Below are 20,104 nucleotides of genomic sequence, written 5' to 3'. Positions count from 1 at the left end.
AAGAGAATCGATGTGAAAGTACTAACCGTATTTGGCACCAGGCCGGAGGCCATCAAGATGGCGCCTCTGGTTCATGCGCTGGCCAGAGATCCTGATATTGAAGCGAAAGTGTGCGTGACTGCCCAGCACCGTGAGATGCTCGATCAGGTCTTAACCCTCTTTTCTATCGTCCCGGATTACGATCTCAATATAATGAAACCGGGACAGGGACTGACGGAAATAACCTGCCGTATTCTGCAAGAATTAAAGCCTATTCTGGAGTCGTTCAGGCCGGATGTAGTGCTGGTGCACGGCGACACCACCACTACCGTGGCAACCAGCCTGGCCGCGTTCTATCAGCGTATCCCCGTTGGTCATATTGAAGCGGGTCTGCGTACCGGCAATCTCTATTCCCCGTGGCCGGAAGAGGCCAACCGTACGCTCACCGGTCACCTGGCGATGTACCATTTTGCGCCAACCGAGAACTCACGCCAAAACCTGCTGCGCGAAAATATCAGCGACAGCAAGATCTTCGTCACCGGCAATACGGTCATTGATGCGCTGATTTGGGTGCGTGACCGCGTGCTGGCTAACAGCGAGCTTCAGGCAGAACTTGCTGCGCGCTATCCGTTCCTGAACAACGGCAAGAAAACGATTCTGGTGACGGGCCACCGCCGCGAAAGCTTTGGCCGTGGCTTTGAGCAAATCTGCCACGCGCTGGCTGAAATCGCCGCGCAGAACGAGGATGTGCAGATTGTCTATCCGGTGCACCTCAACCCGAACGTCAGCGAACCGGTCAACCGTATCCTGGGTCACGTGGAAAACGTGCTCCTGATCGAGCCGCAGGACTATCTGCCATTTGTCTGGCTGATGAACCACGCCTGGCTGATCCTGACCGATTCTGGCGGCATTCAGGAAGAGGCGCCTTCACTCGGTAAGCCGGTACTGGTGATGCGTGAAACCACCGAACGCCCGGAAGCGGTCACTGCTGGTACCGTACGTCTGGTGGGAACGGATCCGCGTCGTATTGTCGAAGAGGTCACGCGCTTACTGCATGACGATGAAGAGTATCAGGCGATGAGCCGGGCCCACAATCCGTACGGTGACGGGCAGGCTTGTGGTCGTATTTTGCACGCACTTAAACACAATCGGGTAACGCTATGAGTTTTACTACCATCTCTGTTGTTGGTCTTGGCTATATCGGGCTGCCTACTGCGGCGGCCTTTGCCTCTCGTCAAAAGCAGGTCGTTGGCGTAGATATCAACGCGCACGCGGTGGAAACCATCAACCGTGGCGAAATTCATATCGTGGAGCCCGATCTCGATCGCGTGGTGAAAAAGGCGGTGGACGGTGGCTTCCTGCGCGCCAGCACCACGCCGGTAGAAGCCGATGCGTACCTGATTGCGGTTCCAACGCCCTTTAAAGGCGATCATGAGCCTGACATGGTTTACGTCGAGGCGGCGGCAAAATCCATTGCGCCTGTGCTGAAGAAAGGGGCGCTGGTTATCCTTGAGTCCACTTCACCTGTTGGGGCAACCGAGCAGATGGCACAGTGGCTGGCCGAGGCGCGTCCCGATCTTAGCTTCCCCCAGCAGGTGGGCGACCAGGCCGATATCAATATCGCCTACTGCCCTGAGCGCGTACTGCCAGGCCAGGTGATGGTGGAACTGATTAAAAATGACCGCGTGATTGGCGGCATGACGCCAGTCTGCTCCGCGCGCGCCAGCGAGCTGTATAAAATTTTCCTTGAAGGCGAATGTGTGGTGACCAACTCCCGCACCGCCGAGATGTGCAAACTGACCGAAAACAGCTTCCGCGACGTTAACATCGCGTTTGCGAATGAACTGTCGTTGATTTGCGCCGATCAGGGGATTAACGTCTGGGAACTTATTCGCCTTGCCAACCGTCACCCCCGCGTGAACATCCTTCAGCCGGGGCCGGGCGTGGGTGGGCACTGCATCGCGGTCGATCCGTGGTTTATCGTGGCGCAGAACCCGGAACAGGCACGCCTGATTCGCACCGCGCGCGAAGTAAACGACCATAAACCGCACTGGGTTATCAACCAGGTCAAAGCCACGGTCGCGGATTGCCTGGCCGACAGCGGCAAACGCGCCAGTGAGCTGAAAATTGCCTGCTTTGGTCTGGCATTCAAACCGAATATTGACGATCTGCGCGAAAGCCCGGCGATGGAAATTGCCGAAATGATCGCTGCCTGGCACAGCGGTGAAACGCTGGTGGTTGAGCCGAATATTCATGCGTTGCCGGCAAAACTTGCCGGTCACTGCACCCTTACCGCCCTGGATGACGCGCTGGCGACGGCGGATGTGCTGGTGCTGCTGGTGGATCACAATGCGTTTAAAGCGGTCTCCGGTGATGCCGTACGTCAGCAGTATGTTGTTGATACCAAAGGCGTGTGGCGTTGAGTATCCTCAACGGCGTGCTGGAGTCCCTTGAGTGGGAAAGCGCATTTTTTGTGCGTCCCTCAGCGATAGTGCGTCTGCGCGACAATGCCCCTGCGTTGCAGGACGCAGACTTCAGCGCCTGGCAGCGCGTACAGGCTAAGATCCCGGCGGACCGCGCCGATCTGCTGGACGCCCTCCAGCAGCACGGATTCCGGCTGGTCGAGGGCGAGGTTGATCTCTCTGTTACCGTGGCTCGCTACGCCTCACCGGGCGCGGAAATTGCAACGGAGCAGGATATCCCCACGCTGCGCAAGATGGCGGCGCTGGCCTTCGCTCAGAGCCGTTTCCGGGCGCCCTGGTATGCGCCCGATGACAGCGGTCGCTTTTATGCTCAGTGGATAGAGAATGCGGTCAAAGGCACGTTTGACCACGTCTGTCTGGTGTTCCGTACTGACGGGGGACAGATTCAGGGTTTTGTTTCGCTTCGCAGGCTCACCGAGCACGAGGCGCGCATCGGATTGTTAGCCGGGCGCGGCATGGGCGAGAAACTCATGCAGGCGGCGCTGCACTGGGCGGAGCAACAACAGGTATCGACGCTGCGGGTCGCAACCCAGATGGGCAACACCGCTGCGCTTAAACGTTATATTGCGAGTGGTGCCAGCATCGACGCCACCGCCTACTGGTTATACAGGTGACAAGATGATTCCATTTAACGCGCCTCCCGTTGTGGGCACTGAACTTGATTACATGCAGTCGGCTATGGGCAGCGGCAAGCTCTGTGGCGACGGCGGTTTTACCCGCCGCTGCCAGCAGTGGATGGAGCAACGTTTTCACAGTGCCAAGGTGCTGCTGACGCCGTCCTGTACCGCATCGCTCGAGATGGCGGCGCTGCTGCTGGATATCCAGCCTGGCGATGAAGTGATCATGCCGAGCTACACCTTCGTCTCCACGGCGAACGCGTTTGTCCTGCGCGGGGCGAAAATCGTGTTTGTGGATATCCGTCCGGATACCATGAACATCGACGAAACGCTGATTGAAGCGGCGATCACTGACAAAACGCGGGCGATTGTGCCGGTGCATTACGCGGGCGTGGCCTGTGAGATGGACACCATCATGGCCATCGCCAAAAAGCACAACCTGTTTGTGGTGGAAGACGCCGCGCAGGGCGTGATGTCCACCTACAAAGGTCGCGCGCTGGGCACCATCGGTCATATCGGCTGCTTTAGCTTCCACGAAACCAAAAACTACACCGCAGGCGGCGAAGGCGGCGCGACGCTGATTAACGATCGTGCCCTGGTGGAGCGTGCGGAGGTGATCCGTGAAAAAGGGACCAACCGCAGCCAGTTCTTCCGCGGTCAGGTGGATAAGTATACCTGGCGCGATATCGGCTCAAGCTACCTGATGGCGGATTTGCAGGCCGCGTATCTCTGGGCGCAGCTGGAAGCGGCAGAGCGCATCAATCTGCAACGCCTCTCCCTGTGGCAAACCTACTACGACGCGCTGGAGCCGCTGGCAAAAGCCGGACGTATTGAACTGCCGACTGTTCCGGCAGACTGCATCCACAACGCTCACATGTTCTACATCAAGCTGCGCGATAACGACGATCGCAGCAAGCTGATTGCCTGGCTGAAAGAGGCGGAAATTATGGCGGTATTCCACTATATTCCGCTGCACTCCAGCCCGGCTGGCGAAGCCTTCGGGATGTTTGCCGGTGAAGACCGCTACACCACCAAAGAGAGCGAACGTCTGCTCCGCCTGCCCCTGTTCTACAACCTCGCGCCGGTGAACCAGCGTACGGTGATCAATTCGCTTCTGAGTTATTTCGCCTGATATGTCTCTGGCAAAAGCGTCGGTGTGGACGGCAGCGTCCACGCTAGTAAAAATTGGCGCCGGGTTACTGGTCGTCAAGCTGCTGGCCGTCTCATTTGGTCCGTCAGGCGTTGGGCTGGCAGGGAACTTCCGCCAGCTGGTCACGGTGCTTGGCGTGCTGGCGGGAGCCGGGATATTCAATGGCGTCACCAAATACGTCGCGCAGCATCATGACGATGCCGAAAAGCTCCGCACGGTGGTGGGCACCTCCTCGGCTATGGTGCTGGGCTTCTCTACGTTGCTGGCCGTCGTCTTTTTGCTGGCGGCGGCACCCATCAGCCAGGGGCTGTTCGGACACACGCATTATCAGGGGCTGGTGCGCCTGGTGGCGCTGGTTCAGATGGGGATCGCCTGGGCGAACCTGCTGCTGGCGCTGATGAAAGGCTTCCGTGATGCCGCCGGGAATGCGCTGGCGCTGATCCTCGGCAGCATCATCGGCGTTATCGCCTACTACTTTTGTTATCGGCTGGGCGGCTATGAAGGCGCGCTGCTGGGGCTGGCGCTGGTGCCTGCGCTCGTTGTCATTCCGGCTGCGTTTATGCTGATGCGCAGAGGCAATGTCCCGCTGAGTTACCTGAAACCGCAGTGGGACAAGATACTGGCGGGGCAGCTCGGTAAGTTTACCCTGATGGCGCTCATCACTTCGGTAACGCTTCCCGTTGCCTACGTGATGATGCGAAACCTGCTGGCAGCGCATTACAGCTGGGATGAAGTGGGGATCTGGCAGGGCGTGAGCAGCATTTCAGATGCTTACCTCCAATTTATTACGGCTTCCTTTAGCGTCTATTTACTGCCAACCTTATCGCGCCTGACTTCCAGGCAGGATATTACCCGCGAGATTTTTCGCTCCCTGCGTTTTGTATTGCCGGCGGTTGCGATCGCCAGCTTTACCGTCTGGTTACTGCGTGATTTCGCCATCTGGCTGCTGTTTTCGGCGAAGTTTACCGCCATGCGCGATCTGTTTGCCTGGCAACTGGTCGGCGATGTGCTGAAAGTGGGGGCATACGTTTTCGGCTATCTGGTGATTGCGAAGGCTTCGCTGCGGTTGTATATCCTGGCAGAGATCGGCCAGTTTGCGCTGCTGACGGCATTTTCTCACTGGCTGATCCCCACCCACGGTGCGCTGGGGGCGGCTCAGGCCTATATGGCAACTTATATCGTTTATTTCGCTGCCTGTTGCGGCGTATTTTTACTTTGGCGTAAACGCGCATGACTGCACTGATACACATACTGGGATCGGATATCCCGCATCACAACCAGACCGTTCTACGTTTCTTCAATGATGAACTGGCATCCGGCACGCCCGATGCGCGCGAGTTTATGGTCGTTGGACGCGATAACGGTCTGAGCGCGGCGTGTCCGGCATTGCACATCACCTTCTGGCCAGACAAAGCGGCGCTGACCAAAGCCGTTGTCGCGAAAGCCAAAGCGGACCGAAGCCAGCGTTTCTTCTTCCACGGACAGTTCAACACCGGCCTGTGGCTGGCGCTGTTAAGCGGCGGGATCAAACCTTCCCAGTTCAGCTGGCATATCTGGGGAGCGGATCTCTACGAAGTCTCCCGTGGCTGGAAGTTCCGTCTTTTCTATCCGCTGCGTCGTCTGGCCCAGGCGCGCGTGGGCTGCGTTTTTGCTACCCGTGGCGATCTCAACTATTTTGCTAAACAGCACCCGAAGGTTCGCGGGGAGCTGCTCTATTTTCCGACCCGTATGGATCCGGCGCTGAACACCCTGGCGAATGACGCGATTCGTGAGGGCAAACTGACCATCCTGGTGGGAAATTCCGGCGATCGCAGTAACGAGCATGTCGCGGCGCTGCGGGCGGTACATCAGCAGTTTGGCGATACGGTGAACGTAGTGGTGCCGATGGGCTATCCCGCCAATAACGACGCCTACATCAATGACGTTCGCCAGCAGGGGCTTGCGCTGTTTAGCGCGGAAAATCTGCACATTCTCAACGATAAGCTGGAATTTGATGACTATCTCGCGCTCCTGCGAAAATGCGATCTGGGCTATTTCATTTTTGCCCGTCAGCAGGGGATTGGTACGCTGTGTCTGCTGATTCAGGCGGGCGTACCGTGCGTGCTCAACCGCGAAAACCCGTTCTGGCAGGACATGGCCGAACAGCATATTCCTGTGCTGTTTACCTCTGACACGCTTAATGTCGAGGTAGTACGGGAAGCGCAGCGTCAGCTCACGCTGGTGGATAAAAATAGCATCGACTTTTTCAGCCCGAACTACCTCACGCCGTGGCACCACGCGCTGCGTATTGCTTCAGGAGACAACGCATGAGCCAGTTGCAATTTAGCGGCTTGCTGGTGGTCTGGCTGCTGAGCACGCTGTTTATCGCCACGCTCACCTGGTTTGAGTTCCGGCGCGTACGTTTTAACTTCAACGTTTTCTTCTCGCTGCTGTTTTTGCTGACCTTTTTCTTTGGCTTCCCGCTGACCAGCATCCTCGTGTTCCGCTTTGATGTTGGCGTCGCTCCGCCGGAAATCTTGTTGCAGGCACTGCTCTCTGCGACCTGCTTCTACGCGGTGTATTACGTCACCTATAAAACGCGCCTGCGCGCGGCGAAAGACACCGCACCCCGTCGTGCGCTGTTTACCATGAACCGGGTAGAAACCCATCTGACGTGGGTTATGCTGATGACCATCGCCCTCGTCAGCGTGGCGATTTTCTTCATGCATAACGGCTTTTTACTGTTTAAGTTACAGTCCTATAGCCAGATTTTCTCCGCCGAAGTCTCCGGCGTCGCGCTCAAGCGTTTCTTCTATTTCTTCATTCCGGCGATGCTGGTGGTCTTTTTCCTGCGTCAGGACAGCAAAGCCTGGCTGTTCTTCCTGGTCAGCACCGTCGCATTTGGCATTCTGACCTACATGATCGTCGGCGGCACCCGCGCCAACATCATTATCGCCTTCGCGATCTTCCTGTTTATCGGCATTATTCGCGGCTGGATCTCGCTGTGGATGCTGGCGGCGGCAGGCGTCTTTGGCATTGTGGGGATGTTCTGGCTGGCGCTGAAGCGCTACGGACTGAACGTGGCGGGCGACGAAGCGTTTTATACCTTCCTGTATCTGACGCGCGACACCTTCTCGCCGTGGGAAAACCTGGCATTGCTGCTGCAAAACTACGACAAAATCGAATTCCAGGGGCTGGCGCCGATTGTTCGCGATTTCTATGTCTTTATACCGACGTGGCTGTGGCCTGACCGTCCCGGTATTGTCCTGAACACGGCGAACTACTTTACCTGGGAAGTGCTGAACAACCATTCGGGCCTGGCGATTTCCCCAACCCTGATTGGCTCGCTGGTAGTGATGGGCGGAACGTGGTTTATCCTGCCGGGCGCGATCGCGGTCGGGTTGATAATAAAATGGTTCGACTGGCTATATACGCTGGGTAACGAAGAGACCAACCGCTACAAAGCCGCTGTTTTGCACAGTTTCTGTTTCGGTGCCATTTTCAATATGATCGTTCTGGCGCGCGAGGGGCTGGATTCATTCGTCTCACGCGTGGTGTTCTTTATGGTCGTTTTCGGACTCTGTCTGCTGCTGGCAAAACTGCTGTACTGGTTGTTTGACAGTGCAGGGCTTGTGCACAGACGTGAGCCACAGGGCAGCACAACGCTGTCGCAAGTCTGAGTAGGGATTATCATGACGGATACAACTTCAGCCCCGCGTTATGCGCTGCGCGGGCTACAGCTGATTGGCTGGCGAGACATGCAGCACGCGCTGGATTTTCTGTTCGCGGACGGGCAGATGAAATCGGGCACGCTGGTGGCCATCAACGCAGAAAAAATGCTGGCGGTTGAAGATAATGCGGAAGTGAAAAGCCTGATTGAAGCCGCGGAGTTTAAATACGCAGACGGTATTAGCGTGGTGCGTTCAATTCGTAAAAAGTTTCCAGACGCTAATGTGTCTCGCGTGGCGGGAGCTGACCTTTGGGAGCGGCTTATGGAACGCGCAGGCGCTGAAGGCACACCGGTATTTTTGATCGGCGGCAAGCCAGAGGTGCTGGCGCAGACCGAACAAAAGCTGCGTAACCAGTGGAATGTTAACATCGTGGGCAGTCAGGATGGCTATTTCAGGCCGGAAGATCGCCAGGCGTTATATGAGCGCGTACGCGACAGCGGGGCGAAAATTGTCACTGTCGCCATGGGGTCGCCGCGCCAGGAAATTCTAATGCGCGATTGCCGTCTGGTCAGCCCGGATGCGCTCTATATGGGCGTCGGCGGCACCTACGACGTCTTTACCGGCCACGTTAAGCGTGCGCCCAAAGTCTGGCAAAACCTGGGGCTGGAGTGGCTCTACCGCCTGCTTTCTCAACCGACACGAATCAAACGACAGATTCGTCTTCTGCGCTACCTCGCCTGGCACTACACCGGTAAAATGTAATCAATATGCAGCGCGATCTGCTGTTCGCGCTGCAACGCCCCCTGCAAAGCTGCTGAATTTCTGTGCAATGCATTCATTTTTTTAATGCATTGTTTGCCATTTGCCAGAATTTAAGAAACCATTCGCTCCGTATTTCAGTACCCCTCAAAAACAATACCCGGCAATAAGTCGGGAAACAGCAAACACAACCGAGGAATTATGGCAGAGAAAAAACCGGAGCTTCAGCGTGGGCTGGAAGCTCGACATATTGAATTGATCGCGCTGGGCGGGACTATCGGCGTTGGCCTGTTTATGGGCTCGGCAAGCACGCTGAAATGGGCGGGGCCTTCCGTCCTGCTGGCGTATATTATTGCCGGACTGTTCGTCTTCTTCATCATGCGCTCAATGGGCGAAATGCTGTTCCTGGAGCCGGTAACGGGCTCTTTCGCCGTTTACGCCCACCGGTATATGAGCCCGTTCTTTGGTTATCTCACGGCCTGGTCGTACTGGTTTATGTGGATGGCCGTCGGGATTTCGGAGATCACCGCCATCGGGGTCTACGTGCAGTTCTGGTTCCCGGAGATGGCCCAGTGGATACCTGCGCTTATTGCCGTAGGGCTAGTGGCGCTGGCGAACCTTGCCGCCGTTCGTCTTTACGGTGAAATCGAGTTCTGGTTTGCGATGATCAAAGTTACCACCATCATCGTGATGATTGTTGTGGGTCTGGGTGTCATCTTCTTTGGCTTCGGTAACGGCGGGCACGCTATCGGTTTCGGTAACCTGACCGGGCACGGCGGCTTTTTTGCGGGTGGCTGGAAGGGCTTTCTGACGGCGCTCTGTATCGTTGTCGCCTCCTATCAGGGCGTTGAGCTGATCGGCATTACCGCCGGTGAGGCGAAAAACCCGCAGGTGACACTGCGTAGCGCGGTAGGCAAGGTGCTGTGGCGTATCCTGATTTTCTATGTGGGCGCGATCTTCGTTATCGTGACCATTTTCCCATGGAACGAGATCGGCACCACCGGCAGCCCGTTTGTCTTAACTTTCGCTAAGATTGGCATCACGGCGGCAGCCGCCATTATCAACTTTGTGGTACTGACGGCGGCGCTTTCCGGCTGTAACAGCGGAATGTACAGCTGTGGGCGTATGCTTTACGCGCTCTCGCAAAACAAACAGCTGCCGGCTGTGATGGGCAAAGTCTCCCGCGTAGGTGTACCGGTGGCGGGCGTAGCCGTGTCGATTGTGATTTTGCTGATTGGCTCTTGCCTGAACTACATCATCCCAAATCCGCAGCGCGTGTTTGTTTACGTCTATAGCGCCAGCGTGCTGCCGGGGATGGTACCGTGGTTTGTCATTTTGATTAGCCAGTTGCGTTTCCGGCAGGCGCACAAAAAAGCGATCGCCAGCCATCCGTTCCGCTCCATTCTGTTCCCGTATGCGAACTATTTGACGATGGCGTTCCTGATTTGCGTATTAATTGGAATGTACTTTAATGAAGATACCCGCATGTCGCTGTTTGTCGGGATGATCTTCCTGGCTGCCGTCACAGCTGCATATAAACTTTTTGGCCTGGGTCGCCGTGGCTCCGCCCATAAAGTGGAGGAATAAGCGGCAAAATGTGCAAACCATAACCAAACGCGCATTTTTTTCAAAAAAGCACTAGACAGCGGGGACGGAGGTACGTAATATCCAGCCCCGCAACGGCGCTAAGCGCCCGTAGCTCAGCTGGATAGAGCGCTGCCCTCCGGAGGCAGAGGTCTCAGGTTCGAATCCTGTCGGGCGCGCCATTTTAGTCCCGGCGCTAGAGCTGCGGTGGTCTGAGAAGTAGTCAGAACCGCGTGAAAGAATACAGTGGTGGCTATAGCTCAGTTGGTAGAGCCCTGGATTGTGATTCCAGTTGTCGTGGGTTCGAATCCCATTAGCCACCCCATTATTGAAAGAGTTGTGAATTGCGAAGGTGGCGGAATTGGTAGACGCGCTAGCTTCAGGTGTTAGTGTTCTTACGGACGTGGGGGTTCAAGTCCCCCCCCTCGCACCACGACTTTTAATGAGTTGAACTAAAAATTCAAAAAAGCAGTACATCGGCGAGTAGCGCAGCTTGGTAGCGCAACTGGTTTGGGACCAGTGGGTCGGAGGTTCGAATCCTCTCTCGCCGACCAATTTTGAACCCCGCTTCGGCGGGGTTTTTTGTTTTCTGCGTTTTTTTATCCTGTAGTCATTTCCCGACAACACCCCACATCCTTGTCGCGATTCAGCGACATATAAACCATTAATATTTAAGTATTTATTATTTTATCTCTTAACCTGTCTCCTTGTGGCGACAGATCACCGACTTTAGCGCGATGTTGTATGGCTTCAGGCGGTTCTTAACAGCATAATTTCCTTTTATCTTAAAATGTTGCGCGATGTAAAAGTTCTGCGTGTAAACCTGGCACATTACATGCAATAATATGCGTGTAGATGCTCATTCCATCTCTTATGTTCGCCTTAAGGCCTCATAAACTCAGGAATGACGCAGAGCCGTTTACGGTGCTTATCGTCCACTGACAGATGTCGCTTCGGCCTCATCAGACACCATGGACACAACGTTGAGTGAAGCACCAAATATGTTGTCTTACAGACCTGTTTTAACGCCTGCTTTTATAGCAGGCGTTTTTTTATGCATTATTCACGATAATGGGCCAGGACCAGCGCCACCAACAGCAGTGCGATAGCAGAGACAGCATATAGCGTCTGAGCCGCTCCCAATATCGTCGCCGTCATTGCGGCGAGGCCCGTAAAAAGGGAAGCGCTCAACGTTTGCCAGCGCCAGGCCTTACCGCTGGCAGCGGATATCTGTATAGCCTGAAAATTACTCAGTACCCCAAACGTACCCGCCGCAAAAACGATATTCGACGCCAGATGCGCGATAAAGATCATCCCCAGCGCAAGCACGACCCATGCGGATAAAAACGGAAGCAACCCATAGGCTGCCAGAAAAAGAGCAAGACAGCTAAGTAGCAAAGGCGATCTTGCTGCAAAGCGCGTCAGACTCTCTTTTCTGAGCAGCAAGGGGCCACAAAGCTGTCCCAGACTTCTGGCAAAAAGCAAGGGCAGCGCAAGCCCAGCGGCATTCTCGGGGTTGATCTGCTGCGCCAGTGCTGGCAGCAACGCCATTGCAGGCGAGCCTACGGCAGCAAGGGCAGGCAAAATCAGCAAACTGCGTTTTTGTCGAAGGGTCAGAGTTTGCCAGCGCAATGCCACAGGTTGAGGGTCCCCGACAGGCAACGGTGCTGGACGCGCTACATACTGGCGTTCTGCGAGAAACAGCATGACCAGCGATCCCATAAAACTGGCGGCGTCGATGACCAGTAAGGCGAAGACCGGGATGCGCTGGAACAACACTACACCCAGCCCGGTTCCTAACAAAACCTGGGAGGCAAAAATCACATTTTCCAGACACGTTGCCGCAGGCAGTTCTGCCTCATGCAGTCCGCGTTTAAACAGAAGCGTTAACGCAGGCCAGCTCATCCCGCTCAGCAACGCTTCTGTGGATTGCACCGCAAGCAGCGCCGGTATGCTGTGGTAATGTGCGCCTGAAAGGGGAAAGAGCAGGGCGAGCAAGCCCAGCCATTCGGTCAGCATCAACAGGTAGAGAGGTGAAAACCGCTGGCACAGCTTTTCACCAATCAGGCTGCCGATATAACCGGGCACCGTAGCAAAAAGGAAGGCGAGGGTTAACAGCGCTGACGGGGCTGACCACTGTAACAATAATCCGAAAACAACAACCTGAGTTAAGCCATTACCCAGGGAGCTAAAGATAAAGGCGCAGGCCAGCAGGCGGAGCCAGCGATGGCACCGCAGCGCTTCGAAAAGCGCATATAAAAGCGAGTTCATGACGATATCCTTTCAGAAACGGTTTATTCCACGCGGGTAAGCGCGTGTGCAAAAAAAAGTTAAGGAAAAGACATCGTTACATTGGCGGGTTCGTTTGCAGGTAAGTGTTAAAAGAATGTAGCAGGAGAAATGAGATAAAAAAAGGAGGCCATCTGGCCTCCTGTTAATTACTGCTGCGTTCCGTTATTTTGCAACGTCAATAACAGCCCATCACGGCGCATAGCTGCGGCCTCTTCCGGCTTGTGTTGCTTGTCCAGCGAATCAGCAAGCCAGGCGTAATCAAATGCGTCCGGGCGTTGCTTCAGCGCGGCGCGGAAGGCGAGACTCGCCTCCTGCCACTCGCCGTGTTTCATCAGAGACTGGCCCAGCGTACTCCACAGCAGCGGACGATCGCCCACGGTTTTGATCTGCTGGCGCAGTGCTTTTTCAATTTGTTCCGGATTGTTGGTTTTCAGACGCGGGATGACCATCACCAGGCGGTCATCATACTGTCGCTTGAGACCGTCGAGGAGGATCTCCTGCGCGGTGTCATGGTCGTCACACTCAATCAGATGTTCTGCCATCGCAACCTGAAGAGGAACCTGCTGGCGCGTTTTGCGGCTCTGGTTTTTCCACCAGGTTTTCAGGCCGTCGCTGCCGAGATCGGCGCGCGCCTGATCCATCAGGCCAATCCAGGCCAGACGCTGAAGTTCATCACGATGTTCATCATCACCCACGTCGGCTTTCGCCATGGAAGGGATAATGTCCAGCAGCGAGCCCCATGCACCGGTCCGAATATATGCCTGCTCAGCAAGACGCAGCACTTCCGGATGACGAGGGGTAACTTCCAGCAGACGGTCAACGCCGTGACGTGCGGCATGGTTTTCATTGCGCGCCAGTTGCAGACGAACGCGGGTGATCTCAACCGGAATCGGATCCTTAGTAGAGAGCTCAGACGCGCGTTCAAGATGCTGATTGGCGCGGGCCTCATCGCCTCGCTGTTGCGCCGCCTCAGCGGCCAGCAGATAGTTAACAACCGGCTGTTCTGCATGGTCGGCATTTTTCGACATTAGCTTTTCAACCTGCTGATAGTCGCCTTCGGCCAGCTTCAGCAATGCCTGCTCGGTCTGCTTACGGGCGCGACGGCGCTTACGGCCAACGAACCAGCCGCGCGTATGTACGCCGGTACGGAAAATACGACGCAGGAGCCACTCCACTGCCAGCAGAACGACCACACCCAGGATCAGGATAATCACCAGCCCTGTTACGCTGGTTTCGATGTTGTAGTTATCGGTCTGGATCAATACGTAACCCTGGTGACCCGCAAGCATCGGCCCCAGTACAATCCCGGCGATCAGCAGGATGAAGAGTAAGAAGACTTTTAGCATCATTACTCTCCTTGCGGCGCGCTTTCAGGCGCTGGCGCGGCGGCAGGTGCTTCAGCCGGACGCTCTGCCGGAACGCCCGGCTGGGCCAGCAAGTTACGCACGCGCGTCTGCATGATCTTCTCCAGAATCGGCTGGCTTTCCAGCTTGTCCGGTACGTTCATGGTGATGTTTTGCTGGCTCAGCTTGTCGATATCCTCAAGGAACGCGGTCGTGGTTGCATCATTGGTATCGTAGTAAGCACGTACCCAGGTTGAAACGTTATCCAGCGCCTGTTTGTAGGTCTCTTCCTGGTGACGCGGCACGGCCTGCGCCGCGACCAGCAGGCGGGAACGAATGTTTTCGCGTAGATAGACGTCCTGGTTCGGTGCCAGCAGCGGCACGGCAGTTTCATCGCGGCGGCGAATGGTAATAAAGCTGTCCATAAAGTTCTGCCAGCTCTTTTGCAGGTTGATACGCCATTCGCTCAGGGAACTGGACAGCTCGGTACCGTCGGAATCCATCGGAGAGTCATCGTCGTTGTTATCGGCCAGCTGAAGGTTATCAATCTGGTTCGAGAGCTGATTCACCTTAAGGATGATACCGTCGTAGTCGACCTGAGAAACCGCGGACAGGCTGGCGATATCTTCCGTAATAGCGCGGCGTGCGTTGATGAGGCTCGGATCGTTCATATCAGCCAGGCTTGCGTCGGCGCTTTTCAGCAGCGCGGCGGCGGTGGTGACATCCTGATCGCTCCAGAGCTTGCGCCCGGCCAGTTTCACCAGAAAATCGGCCTGTGAAAGTAGCCAGGTTTTGGCATCGGTTCCCGAAATTGTGGCGACTTTTTCCTGCACTTCGCTCAGCTGTTTGGTCAACTCTTCACGTTTGCTGTTCGCGTCGGCGAGGGCGGCAGCCTGCTGTTTGATCACACTTTCCAGCTCAGCTTTTTGCGTCTCCTGCGCTTTCTGTAGGGCAGTGATTTGGTTAACCAGCGCGTCGCTGGTGGCCGTCTGGTTGGTGCCTTGTTTCTTCACCAGTCCGTAGAGACCCACGCCTGCGGCCAGCGCAATCGCGATGGCAATCACGCTCAGCGTGAGGCTGGTTTTATTGCTGCCGTTTTTCTTCTCAACGGTTGTGTCTGTCGTCTCTGGCTGTGACGTAGTGTCCACAGTCTCCCTGGTCTCTTCAACCACGGCGGAGGATTTTTCGTGTTCCGTCATTATGGCTTCCCATTTGAGAGTTATTGTAATGCGCGCAGCAGCGCATCGTTGTCGGCGTTTTCAGCGATCCGAATATCCTGCCAGCCCAGTTCCCGGGCGTGGTTCGCCAGACGCTCACTGACGACCAGAAGCCGACAGCGGAGTAACCAGTTTTCGCGATACCAAAGCGGAATCAGCGACCAAAGCTGTTGTAACATTTCACCGCTGGTGACCACCAGCGTATTAATACCGCGGGCGTGCCAGCGCATTGCTTCTTCCGCGCCATCATAGTGTTTTGCACAGCGCTGATAGCACTCCACAAACGTCACGTCTGCGCCGCGTTCGCGCAGCGTCTCGCCCAGCAGTTCGCGGCCACCGTTGCCGCGCAAAATAAGCGCGCGCTTTCCGGCAATGTTTTGTAATTCAGGTAATTGTAGCAAGACTTCGCTGATTTCCCGATCTAACGGGTAACGAACATCGATTCCGCTCGCGGTATGTAAGGCCAGCGCCGTAGTGCGCCCGATGGCGAAATAGCGGGGGGCGTGAGGCCAGCGAACGCCCTGTTGTTGCAGTTGCGCATGGGCAAACTCCACGGCATGCTGCGACAGCGCAAAGAGCAGATCGCCTTCCTGCAAGAGACGCATCTGGTCAGCGAGCTCAGGCAGCTCGCGACCGGGGGAGAATTCAATCAGCGGAAAACTCCAGGCCACCTGCCCCAGTGCGCGCAGACGGCTCACTAACTGCTCTCCTGCGGGAGAAGGGCGGGTGACAAGTATGCTCATGCAGGGGGCTCTCCGTTATAGACCTCGGCCAGAATTTCACGTGCGCCGTTATTTAGCAGCTCTTCCGCCAGCGATACGCCAAGCGCCTCGGCATCTTGCGGTTTGCCGCGACGTTCACCGCGAACCATATGCGAGCCGTCCGGCGCGCCAACCAGCGCACGCAGCCACAGTTCACCGTCAGTTAATTCAGCATAGCTGCCAATTGGCACCTGACAGCCTCCTTCGAGGCGTGTATTCATCGCGCGCTCGGCTTTTACGCGAACGGCGGTATCGTCATGATTCAGCGGCGCCAGCAGTGCCTGAGTGCGCACATCATCCAGACGACACTCAATGCCGACGGCGCCCTGGCCGACGGCGGGCAGCGACAGCTCCGGCGGCAACGCCACGCGAATGCGTTCTTCCAGCTCCAGGCGTTTCAGGCCCGCAACCGCAAGAATAATGGCATCGTAGTCGCCGTTATCCAGCTTGCCAAGGCGTGTGCCGACGTTCCCGCGCAGCGAACGGATCACCAGATCCGGGCGACGTTCAGCCAGCTGACACTGGCGGCGTAAACTTGACGTGCCGACCACGCTGCCTGCCGGCAACGCATCGAGCGAGTCATATCGATTAGAGACAAACGCATCGCGCGGATCCTCGCGCTCGCAGATGGTCACCAGCCCCAGCCCTTCCGGGAACTCAACGGGCACATCCTTCATCGAATGCACGGCGATATCGGCGCGGTTCTCAAGCAATGCCAGCTCCAGCTCTTTGACAAACAGACCTTTTCCGCCCACTTTGGCCAGCGGCGTATCCAGTATGACATCGCCACGCGTAACCATTGGCACCAGCTCAACGCGTAATCCGGTGTGGCAGGCTTCCAGGCGCTGCTTAACATAATGTGCCTGCCAGAGTGCAAGAGGACTTTGGCGTGTGGCAATTCTCAAAACATTGTCTAACATGCTTGTTACCGTCATTATCAATCGCTAACCATCCTAACATTGTTGACACTCGGATGGCAGTTTTACGGTTGATGAAGAGTGAGAGGGACAGGGCGGCGTATTCGTCAGCCATCGCCGTATTCAGGAATTTACACGTACAGAACGGTGCTACACTTGTATGTAGCGCATCTTTCTTTACGGTCAACCGGCAAGGTGTTAAATTGATCACGTTTTAGACCATTTTTTCGTCTGTACCACCAGAAAAGCAAAAGGCGAAAAAAGGGTAACGGTTATTTTTTGAAATACTGCGGGTCCGCTGCTTTTTCTGTTCTGACTGGCATGCGACACCCGGAAACATCAGGCGATACGTCTTGTACCTCTATATTGAGACTCTGAAACAGAGACTGGATGCCATCAATCAATTGCGCGTGGATCGCGCGCTTGCTGCCATGGGCCCTGCTTTCCAGCAGGTATACAGTCTTCTGCCGACATTGTTGCACTATCACCATCCGCTAATGCCGGGTTACCTCGATGGTAACGTTCCCCAGGGCATTTGCCTCTTCACGCCTGATGAAACCCAACAGCATTACCTGACTGAACTTGAACTCTACCGTGGTATGCCGCCGCAGGATTCGCCGAAAGGCGAGCTGCCGATTACCGGGGTTTACTCCATGGGCAGCACATCATCGGTTGGGCAAAGCTGCTCTTCTGACCTGGATATCTGGGTCTGCCATCAGTCCTGGCTCGACAATGAAGAGCGCCAGCTGTTGCAGCGTAAATGCAGCCTGCTGGAGAGCTGGGCGGCGTCGCTCGGCGTGGAAGTGAGCTTCTTCCTGATTGATGAAAACCGTTTCCGCCATAACGAAAGCGGCAGTCTGGGTGGTGAAGACTGCGGCTCGACTCAGCACATCCTGTTGCTGGATGAGTTTTACCGTACTGCCGTTCGCCTGGCCGGGAAACGTATTCTGTGGAATATGGTGCCGTGCGATGAAGAAGAGAATTATGACGACTACGTCATGTCGCTTTACTCGCAGGGCGTTCTGACGCCAAACGAGTGGCTGGATCTGGGCGGCCTGAGCTCCCTGTCCGCCGAAGAGTACTTTGGCGCAAGCCTCTGGCAGCTTTATAAGAGCATTGATTCACCGTACAAAGCGGTGCTGAAAACCCTGCTGCTGGAAGCTTACTCCTGGGAATACCCCACGCCGCGCCTGCTGGCGAAAGATATTAAACAGCGTCTGCACGACGGGGAGATCGTCTCCTACGGGCTTGATGCCTACTGCATGATGCTGGAACGCGTCACCGAATACCTGACAGCCATTGAGGACGCCACGCGTCTTGACCTGGTGCGTCGATGTTTCTATCTCAAAGTTTGTGAAAAACTGAGCCGCGAACGCGCCTGCGTGGGCTGGCGTCGTGAAGTCGTCAGCCAGTTAGTCAAAGAGTGGGGATGGGACGAAGCGCGTCTCGCCATGCTGGACAACCGCGCCAACTGGAAAATCGATCAGGTGCGCGAGGCGCACAACGAACTGCTTGATGCGATGATGCAGAGCTACCGCAACCTGATCCGCTTTGCCCGCCGTAACAACCTTAGCGTTTCTGCCAGCCCACAGGATATCGGGGTGCTGACCCGTAAACTGTACGCCGCGTTTGAAGCGTTGCCGGGCAAGGTTACGCTGGTTAACCCACAGATTTCGCCTGACCTGTCTGAACCGAATCTGACCTTTATCTACGTACCGCCGGGCCGCGCGAACCGCACCGGGTGGTATCTGTACAACCGTGCGCCAAGCATGGATTCGATCATCAGCCATCAGCCGCTGGAATATAACCGCTATCTGAACAAGCTGGTGGCCTGGGCCTGGTTTAACGGCCTTCTCACCTCACGCACCCGGTTGTTTATCAAGGGTAACGAGGTGGTCGATTTAGCCAAGTTGCAGGAGATGGTGGCGGATGTCTCGCACCACTTCCCGCTGCGTCTGCCTGCGCCGACGCCAAAAGCGCTCTACAGCCCGTGTGAGATTCGCCATCTGGCGATCATCGTCAACCTGGAATACGACCCGACGGCGGCCTTCCGCAATCAGGTGGTTCACTTTGACTTCCGCAAGCTGGACGTCTTTAGCTTCGGCGAGCAGCAAAACTGCCTGGTGGGTAGCGTGGATCTGCTGTACCGCAACTCGTGGAACGAAGTGCGTACCTTACACTTTAACGGCGAGCAGGCGATGATCGAGGCGCTGAAAACGATCCTCGGCAAGATGCACCAGGATGCCGCACCCCCGGACAGCGTGGAGGTGTTCTGCTACAGCCAGCACCTGCGCGGCCTGATTCGTACCCGCGTGCAGCAGCTGGTGTCTGAGTGCATCGAACTGCGTCTCTCCAGCACCCGTCAGGAAACCGGGCGCTTTAAAGCGCTGCGCGTCTCCGGCCAGACCTGGGGCCTGTTCTTTGAGCGCCTGAACGTGTCGGTGCAGAAGCTGGAGAACGCCATTGAATTCTACGGCGCGATTTCACACAACAAACTGCATGGCCTGTCGGTTCAGGTGGAAACCAACCACGTTAAGCTGCCGCAAGTGGTGGATGGCTTTGCGAGTGAAGGGATTATTCAGTTCTTCTTCGAAGAGTCGGGCGATAATGCCGGGTTTAACATCTACATTCTGGATGAAACCAACCGTGCCGAGGTGTATCACCACTGTGAAGGCAGCAAAGAGGAGCTGGTGCGCGACGTCAGCCGCTTCTATTCGTCTTCGCACGATCGCTTTACCTACGGCTCAAGCTTTATCAACTTCAACTTGCCGCAGTTCTACCAGATTGTGAATGTGGATGGGCGAGCGCAGGTGATCCCGTTCCGTACGCAGGCGATTACCCCTGCGGCGCCCGCTAACCAGGAAACTGCGCCGCTGTTGCAGCAGTATTTTTCCTGAGGCTTTTCGCCGGGTGGCGCTATCGCTTACCCGGCCTACGGTCCGAGCCGTTGTAGGCCCGGTAAGGCGTAGCCGCCACCGGGCAACAAAACTACCTGAAACTCACGTCCTCACCCGCCTGCGCGGTCGCCGCCTGCTCCAGCAGATCCCAGAACGTTTCGCCGCTGCGGTCGCAGACCCACTCGTCACCTTTCAGATCAAAGTGATATCCGCCCTGCTTCGCCGCCAGCCACACCTGGTGAAGCGGCTCCTGACGGTTAATAATAATCTTGCTGCCGTTTTCGAAGCTTAAGGTCAGGATCCCGCCGTTGATTTCACAATCGATATCGCTGTCGCCGTCCCAGTCGTCGATACGCTCTTCGATGGTCATCCACAGGGTATCGGCAAGGCGATGAAATTCACTGTCGTTCATGGTTTTATTCCTGTTTTTCGTGATGGCGGCAGTATAACGCTAA

General features: G+C 56.0%; 16 protein-coding genes and 4 tRNA genes. 14 read left to right on the top strand and 6 right to left on the bottom strand.

Annotated elements, in window-relative coordinates:
• The first annotated feature begins 12 nt into the window (after nt 1-12).
• From wecB to CU081_RS02720, 13 genes are all read left to right on the top strand, one after another.
• Nucleotides 13-1,143: a non-hydrolyzing UDP-N-acetylglucosamine 2-epimerase gene (gene wecB / locus CU081_RS02780; protein ID WP_032608211.1), complete on the top strand. Its 1,131-nt coding sequence runs from the start codon at nt 13-15 to the stop codon at nt 1,141-1,143.
• A complete protein-coding gene (gene wecC / locus CU081_RS02775; protein WP_022650164.1) occupies nt 1,140-2,402 on the top strand; it encodes a UDP-N-acetyl-D-mannosamine dehydrogenase in 1,263 nt (420 codons plus the stop codon). Before wecB ends, wecC begins: the two co-directional genes overlap by 4 nt.
• Entirely contained in the window at nt 2,399-3,076 is a 678-nt protein-coding gene (gene rffC / locus CU081_RS02770) for a dTDP-4-amino-4,6-dideoxy-D-galactose acyltransferase (protein ID WP_100185455.1), read from the top strand. Before wecC ends, rffC begins: the two co-directional genes overlap by 4 nt.
• A gap of 4 nt (nt 3,077-3,080) precedes the next feature.
• A complete protein-coding gene (rffA, locus tag CU081_RS02765) occupies nt 3,081-4,211 on the top strand; it encodes a dTDP-4-amino-4,6-dideoxygalactose transaminase (protein WP_022650166.1) in 1,131 nt (376 codons plus the stop codon).
• Nucleotide 4,212: 1 nt separating this feature from the next.
• On the top strand, nt 4,213-5,463 hold the full coding sequence (wzxE, locus tag CU081_RS02760) for a lipid III flippase WzxE (RefSeq protein WP_003860821.1): 1,251 nt from the start codon (nt 4,213-4,215) through the stop codon (nt 5,461-5,463).
• Nucleotides 5,460-6,539 (top strand): TDP-N-acetylfucosamine:lipid II N-acetylfucosaminyltransferase, encoded by a 1,080-nt coding sequence (locus CU081_RS02755; protein ID WP_022650167.1) that lies wholly within the window; start codon nt 5,460-5,462, stop codon nt 6,537-6,539. Before wzxE ends, CU081_RS02755 begins: the two co-directional genes overlap by 4 nt.
• On the top strand, nt 6,536-7,888 hold the full coding sequence (gene wzyE / locus CU081_RS02750; protein WP_003860820.1) for an ECA oligosaccharide polymerase: 1,353 nt from the start codon (nt 6,536-6,538) through the stop codon (nt 7,886-7,888). The genes CU081_RS02755 and wzyE overlap by 4 nt, the downstream gene beginning before the upstream one ends.
• A gap of 12 nt (nt 7,889-7,900) precedes the next feature.
• Nucleotides 7,901-8,641 (top strand): lipopolysaccharide N-acetylmannosaminouronosyltransferase, encoded by a 741-nt coding sequence (gene wecG, locus CU081_RS02745; RefSeq protein ID WP_022646653.1) that lies wholly within the window; start codon nt 7,901-7,903, stop codon nt 8,639-8,641.
• Between the two features lie 198 nt (nt 8,642-8,839).
• Nucleotides 8,840-10,225: a bifunctional threonine/serine APC transporter ThrP gene (thrP, locus tag CU081_RS02740; protein ID WP_017693946.1), complete on the top strand. Its 1,386-nt coding sequence runs from the start codon at nt 8,840-8,842 to the stop codon at nt 10,223-10,225.
• Between the two features lie 102 nt (nt 10,226-10,327).
• A tRNA-Arg gene (locus tag CU081_RS02735) sits at nt 10,328-10,404 on the top strand.
• 67 nt (nt 10,405-10,471) lie between these two features.
• Nucleotides 10,472-10,547: transfer RNA gene (locus CU081_RS02730), tRNA-His, on the top strand.
• A gap of 21 nt (nt 10,548-10,568) precedes the next feature.
• Nucleotides 10,569-10,655: transfer RNA gene (locus CU081_RS02725), tRNA-Leu, on the top strand.
• Nucleotides 10,656-10,699: 44 nt separating this feature from the next.
• Nucleotides 10,700-10,776, top strand: a tRNA-Pro gene (locus CU081_RS02720).
• Nucleotides 10,777-11,281: 505 nt separating this feature from the next.
• Here CU081_RS02720 and CU081_RS02715 read toward each other — a convergent pair.
• The 5 genes from CU081_RS02715 to hemC all read right to left on the bottom strand — a co-directional run bounded on the left by CU081_RS02715 (nt 11,282) and on the right by hemC (nt 16,755).
• Nucleotides 11,282-12,493 carry a hypothetical protein gene (locus CU081_RS02715; RefSeq protein ID WP_022650168.1) on the bottom strand — a complete coding sequence of 404 codons (1,212 nt, stop codon included), beginning with the start codon at nt 12,491-12,493 and terminating at the stop codon, nt 11,282-11,284.
• A 167-nt stretch (nt 12,494-12,660) separates the two neighbouring features.
• Nucleotides 12,661-13,860, bottom strand: coding sequence for a protoheme IX biogenesis protein HemY (gene hemY, locus CU081_RS02710; protein ID WP_032645958.1), 1,200 nt, complete (start codon nt 13,858-13,860; stop codon nt 12,661-12,663).
• A 2-nt stretch (nt 13,861-13,862) separates the two neighbouring features.
• Nucleotides 13,863-15,056 carry a uroporphyrinogen-III C-methyltransferase gene (hemX, locus tag CU081_RS02705; protein ID WP_022650170.1) on the bottom strand — a complete coding sequence of 398 codons (1,194 nt, stop codon included), beginning with the start codon at nt 15,054-15,056 and terminating at the stop codon, nt 13,863-13,865.
• A gap of 20 nt (nt 15,057-15,076) precedes the next feature.
• On the bottom strand, nt 15,077-15,817 hold the full coding sequence (gene hemD, locus CU081_RS02700; protein ID WP_003860818.1) for a uroporphyrinogen-III synthase: 741 nt from the start codon (nt 15,815-15,817) through the stop codon (nt 15,077-15,079).
• Nucleotides 15,814-16,755 (bottom strand): hydroxymethylbilane synthase, encoded by a 942-nt coding sequence (hemC, locus tag CU081_RS02695; protein ID WP_003860817.1) that lies wholly within the window; start codon nt 16,753-16,755, stop codon nt 15,814-15,816. The genes hemD and hemC overlap by 4 nt, the downstream gene beginning before the upstream one ends.
• 350 nt (nt 16,756-17,105) lie before the next feature.
• Between hemC and cyaA the strand changes: the two genes are divergently transcribed.
• On the top strand, nt 17,106-19,649 hold the full coding sequence (gene cyaA / locus CU081_RS02685) for a class I adenylate cyclase (RefSeq protein ID WP_022650172.1): 2,544 nt from the start codon (nt 17,106-17,108) through the stop codon (nt 19,647-19,649).
• A gap of 91 nt (nt 19,650-19,740) precedes the next feature.
• On the opposite strand, the gene cyaY is transcribed toward cyaA, so the two are convergent.
• Nucleotides 19,741-20,061: an iron donor protein CyaY gene (gene cyaY, locus CU081_RS02680; protein WP_003860816.1), complete on the bottom strand. Its 321-nt coding sequence runs from the start codon at nt 20,059-20,061 to the stop codon at nt 19,741-19,743.
• Between the last annotated feature and the right edge of the window lie 43 nt (nt 20,062-20,104).

This window comes from Enterobacter sp. CRENT-193 (assembly GCF_002787395.1).
In the GTDB taxonomy this organism is placed as follows: domain Bacteria; phylum Pseudomonadota; class Gammaproteobacteria; order Enterobacterales; family Enterobacteriaceae; genus Enterobacter; species Enterobacter hormaechei_C.
The sequence above is the reverse complement of the archived record's forward strand: the minus strand, read 5'-3'. Positions and strand labels throughout refer to the sequence as shown.

Bases quoted from the DNA above. Each gene is read 5' to 3' on its own strand.
- wecC (WP_022650164.1), top strand. From the start codon at position 1,140: ATGAGTTTTACTACCATCTCTGTTGTTGGTCTTGGCTATATCGGGCTG.
- rffA (WP_022650166.1), top strand. From the start codon at position 3,081: ATGATTCCATTTAACGCGCCTCCCGTTGTGGGCACTGAACTTGATTAC.
- wzxE (WP_003860821.1), top strand. From the start codon at position 4,213: ATGTCTCTGGCAAAAGCGTCGGTGTGGACGGCAGCGTCCACGCTAGTA.
- CU081_RS02755 (WP_022650167.1), top strand. From the start codon at position 5,460: ATGACTGCACTGATACACATACTGGGATCGGATATCCCGCATCACAAC.
- wzyE (WP_003860820.1), top strand. From the start codon at position 6,536: ATGAGCCAGTTGCAATTTAGCGGCTTGCTGGTGGTCTGGCTGCTGAGC.
- wecG (WP_022646653.1), top strand. From the start codon at position 7,901: ATGACGGATACAACTTCAGCCCCGCGTTATGCGCTGCGCGGGCTACAG.
- thrP (WP_017693946.1), top strand. From the start codon at position 8,840: ATGGCAGAGAAAAAACCGGAGCTTCAGCGTGGGCTGGAAGCTCGACAT.
- CU081_RS02715 (WP_022650168.1), bottom strand. From the start codon at position 12,493: ATGAACTCGCTTTTATATGCGCTTTTCGAAGCGCTGCGGTGCCATCGC.
- hemY (WP_032645958.1), bottom strand. From the start codon at position 13,860: ATGCTAAAAGTCTTCTTACTCTTCATCCTGCTGATCGCCGGGATTGTA.
- hemX (WP_022650170.1), bottom strand. From the start codon at position 15,056: ATGACGGAACACGAAAAATCCTCCGCCGTGGTTGAAGAGACCAGGGAG.
- hemD (WP_003860818.1), bottom strand. From the start codon at position 15,817: ATGAGCATACTTGTCACCCGCCCTTCTCCCGCAGGAGAGCAGTTAGTG.
- hemC (WP_003860817.1), bottom strand. From the start codon at position 16,755: ATGTTAGACAATGTTTTGAGAATTGCCACACGCCAAAGTCCTCTTGCA.
- cyaY (WP_003860816.1), bottom strand. From the start codon at position 20,061: ATGAACGACAGTGAATTTCATCGCCTTGCCGATACCCTGTGGATGACC.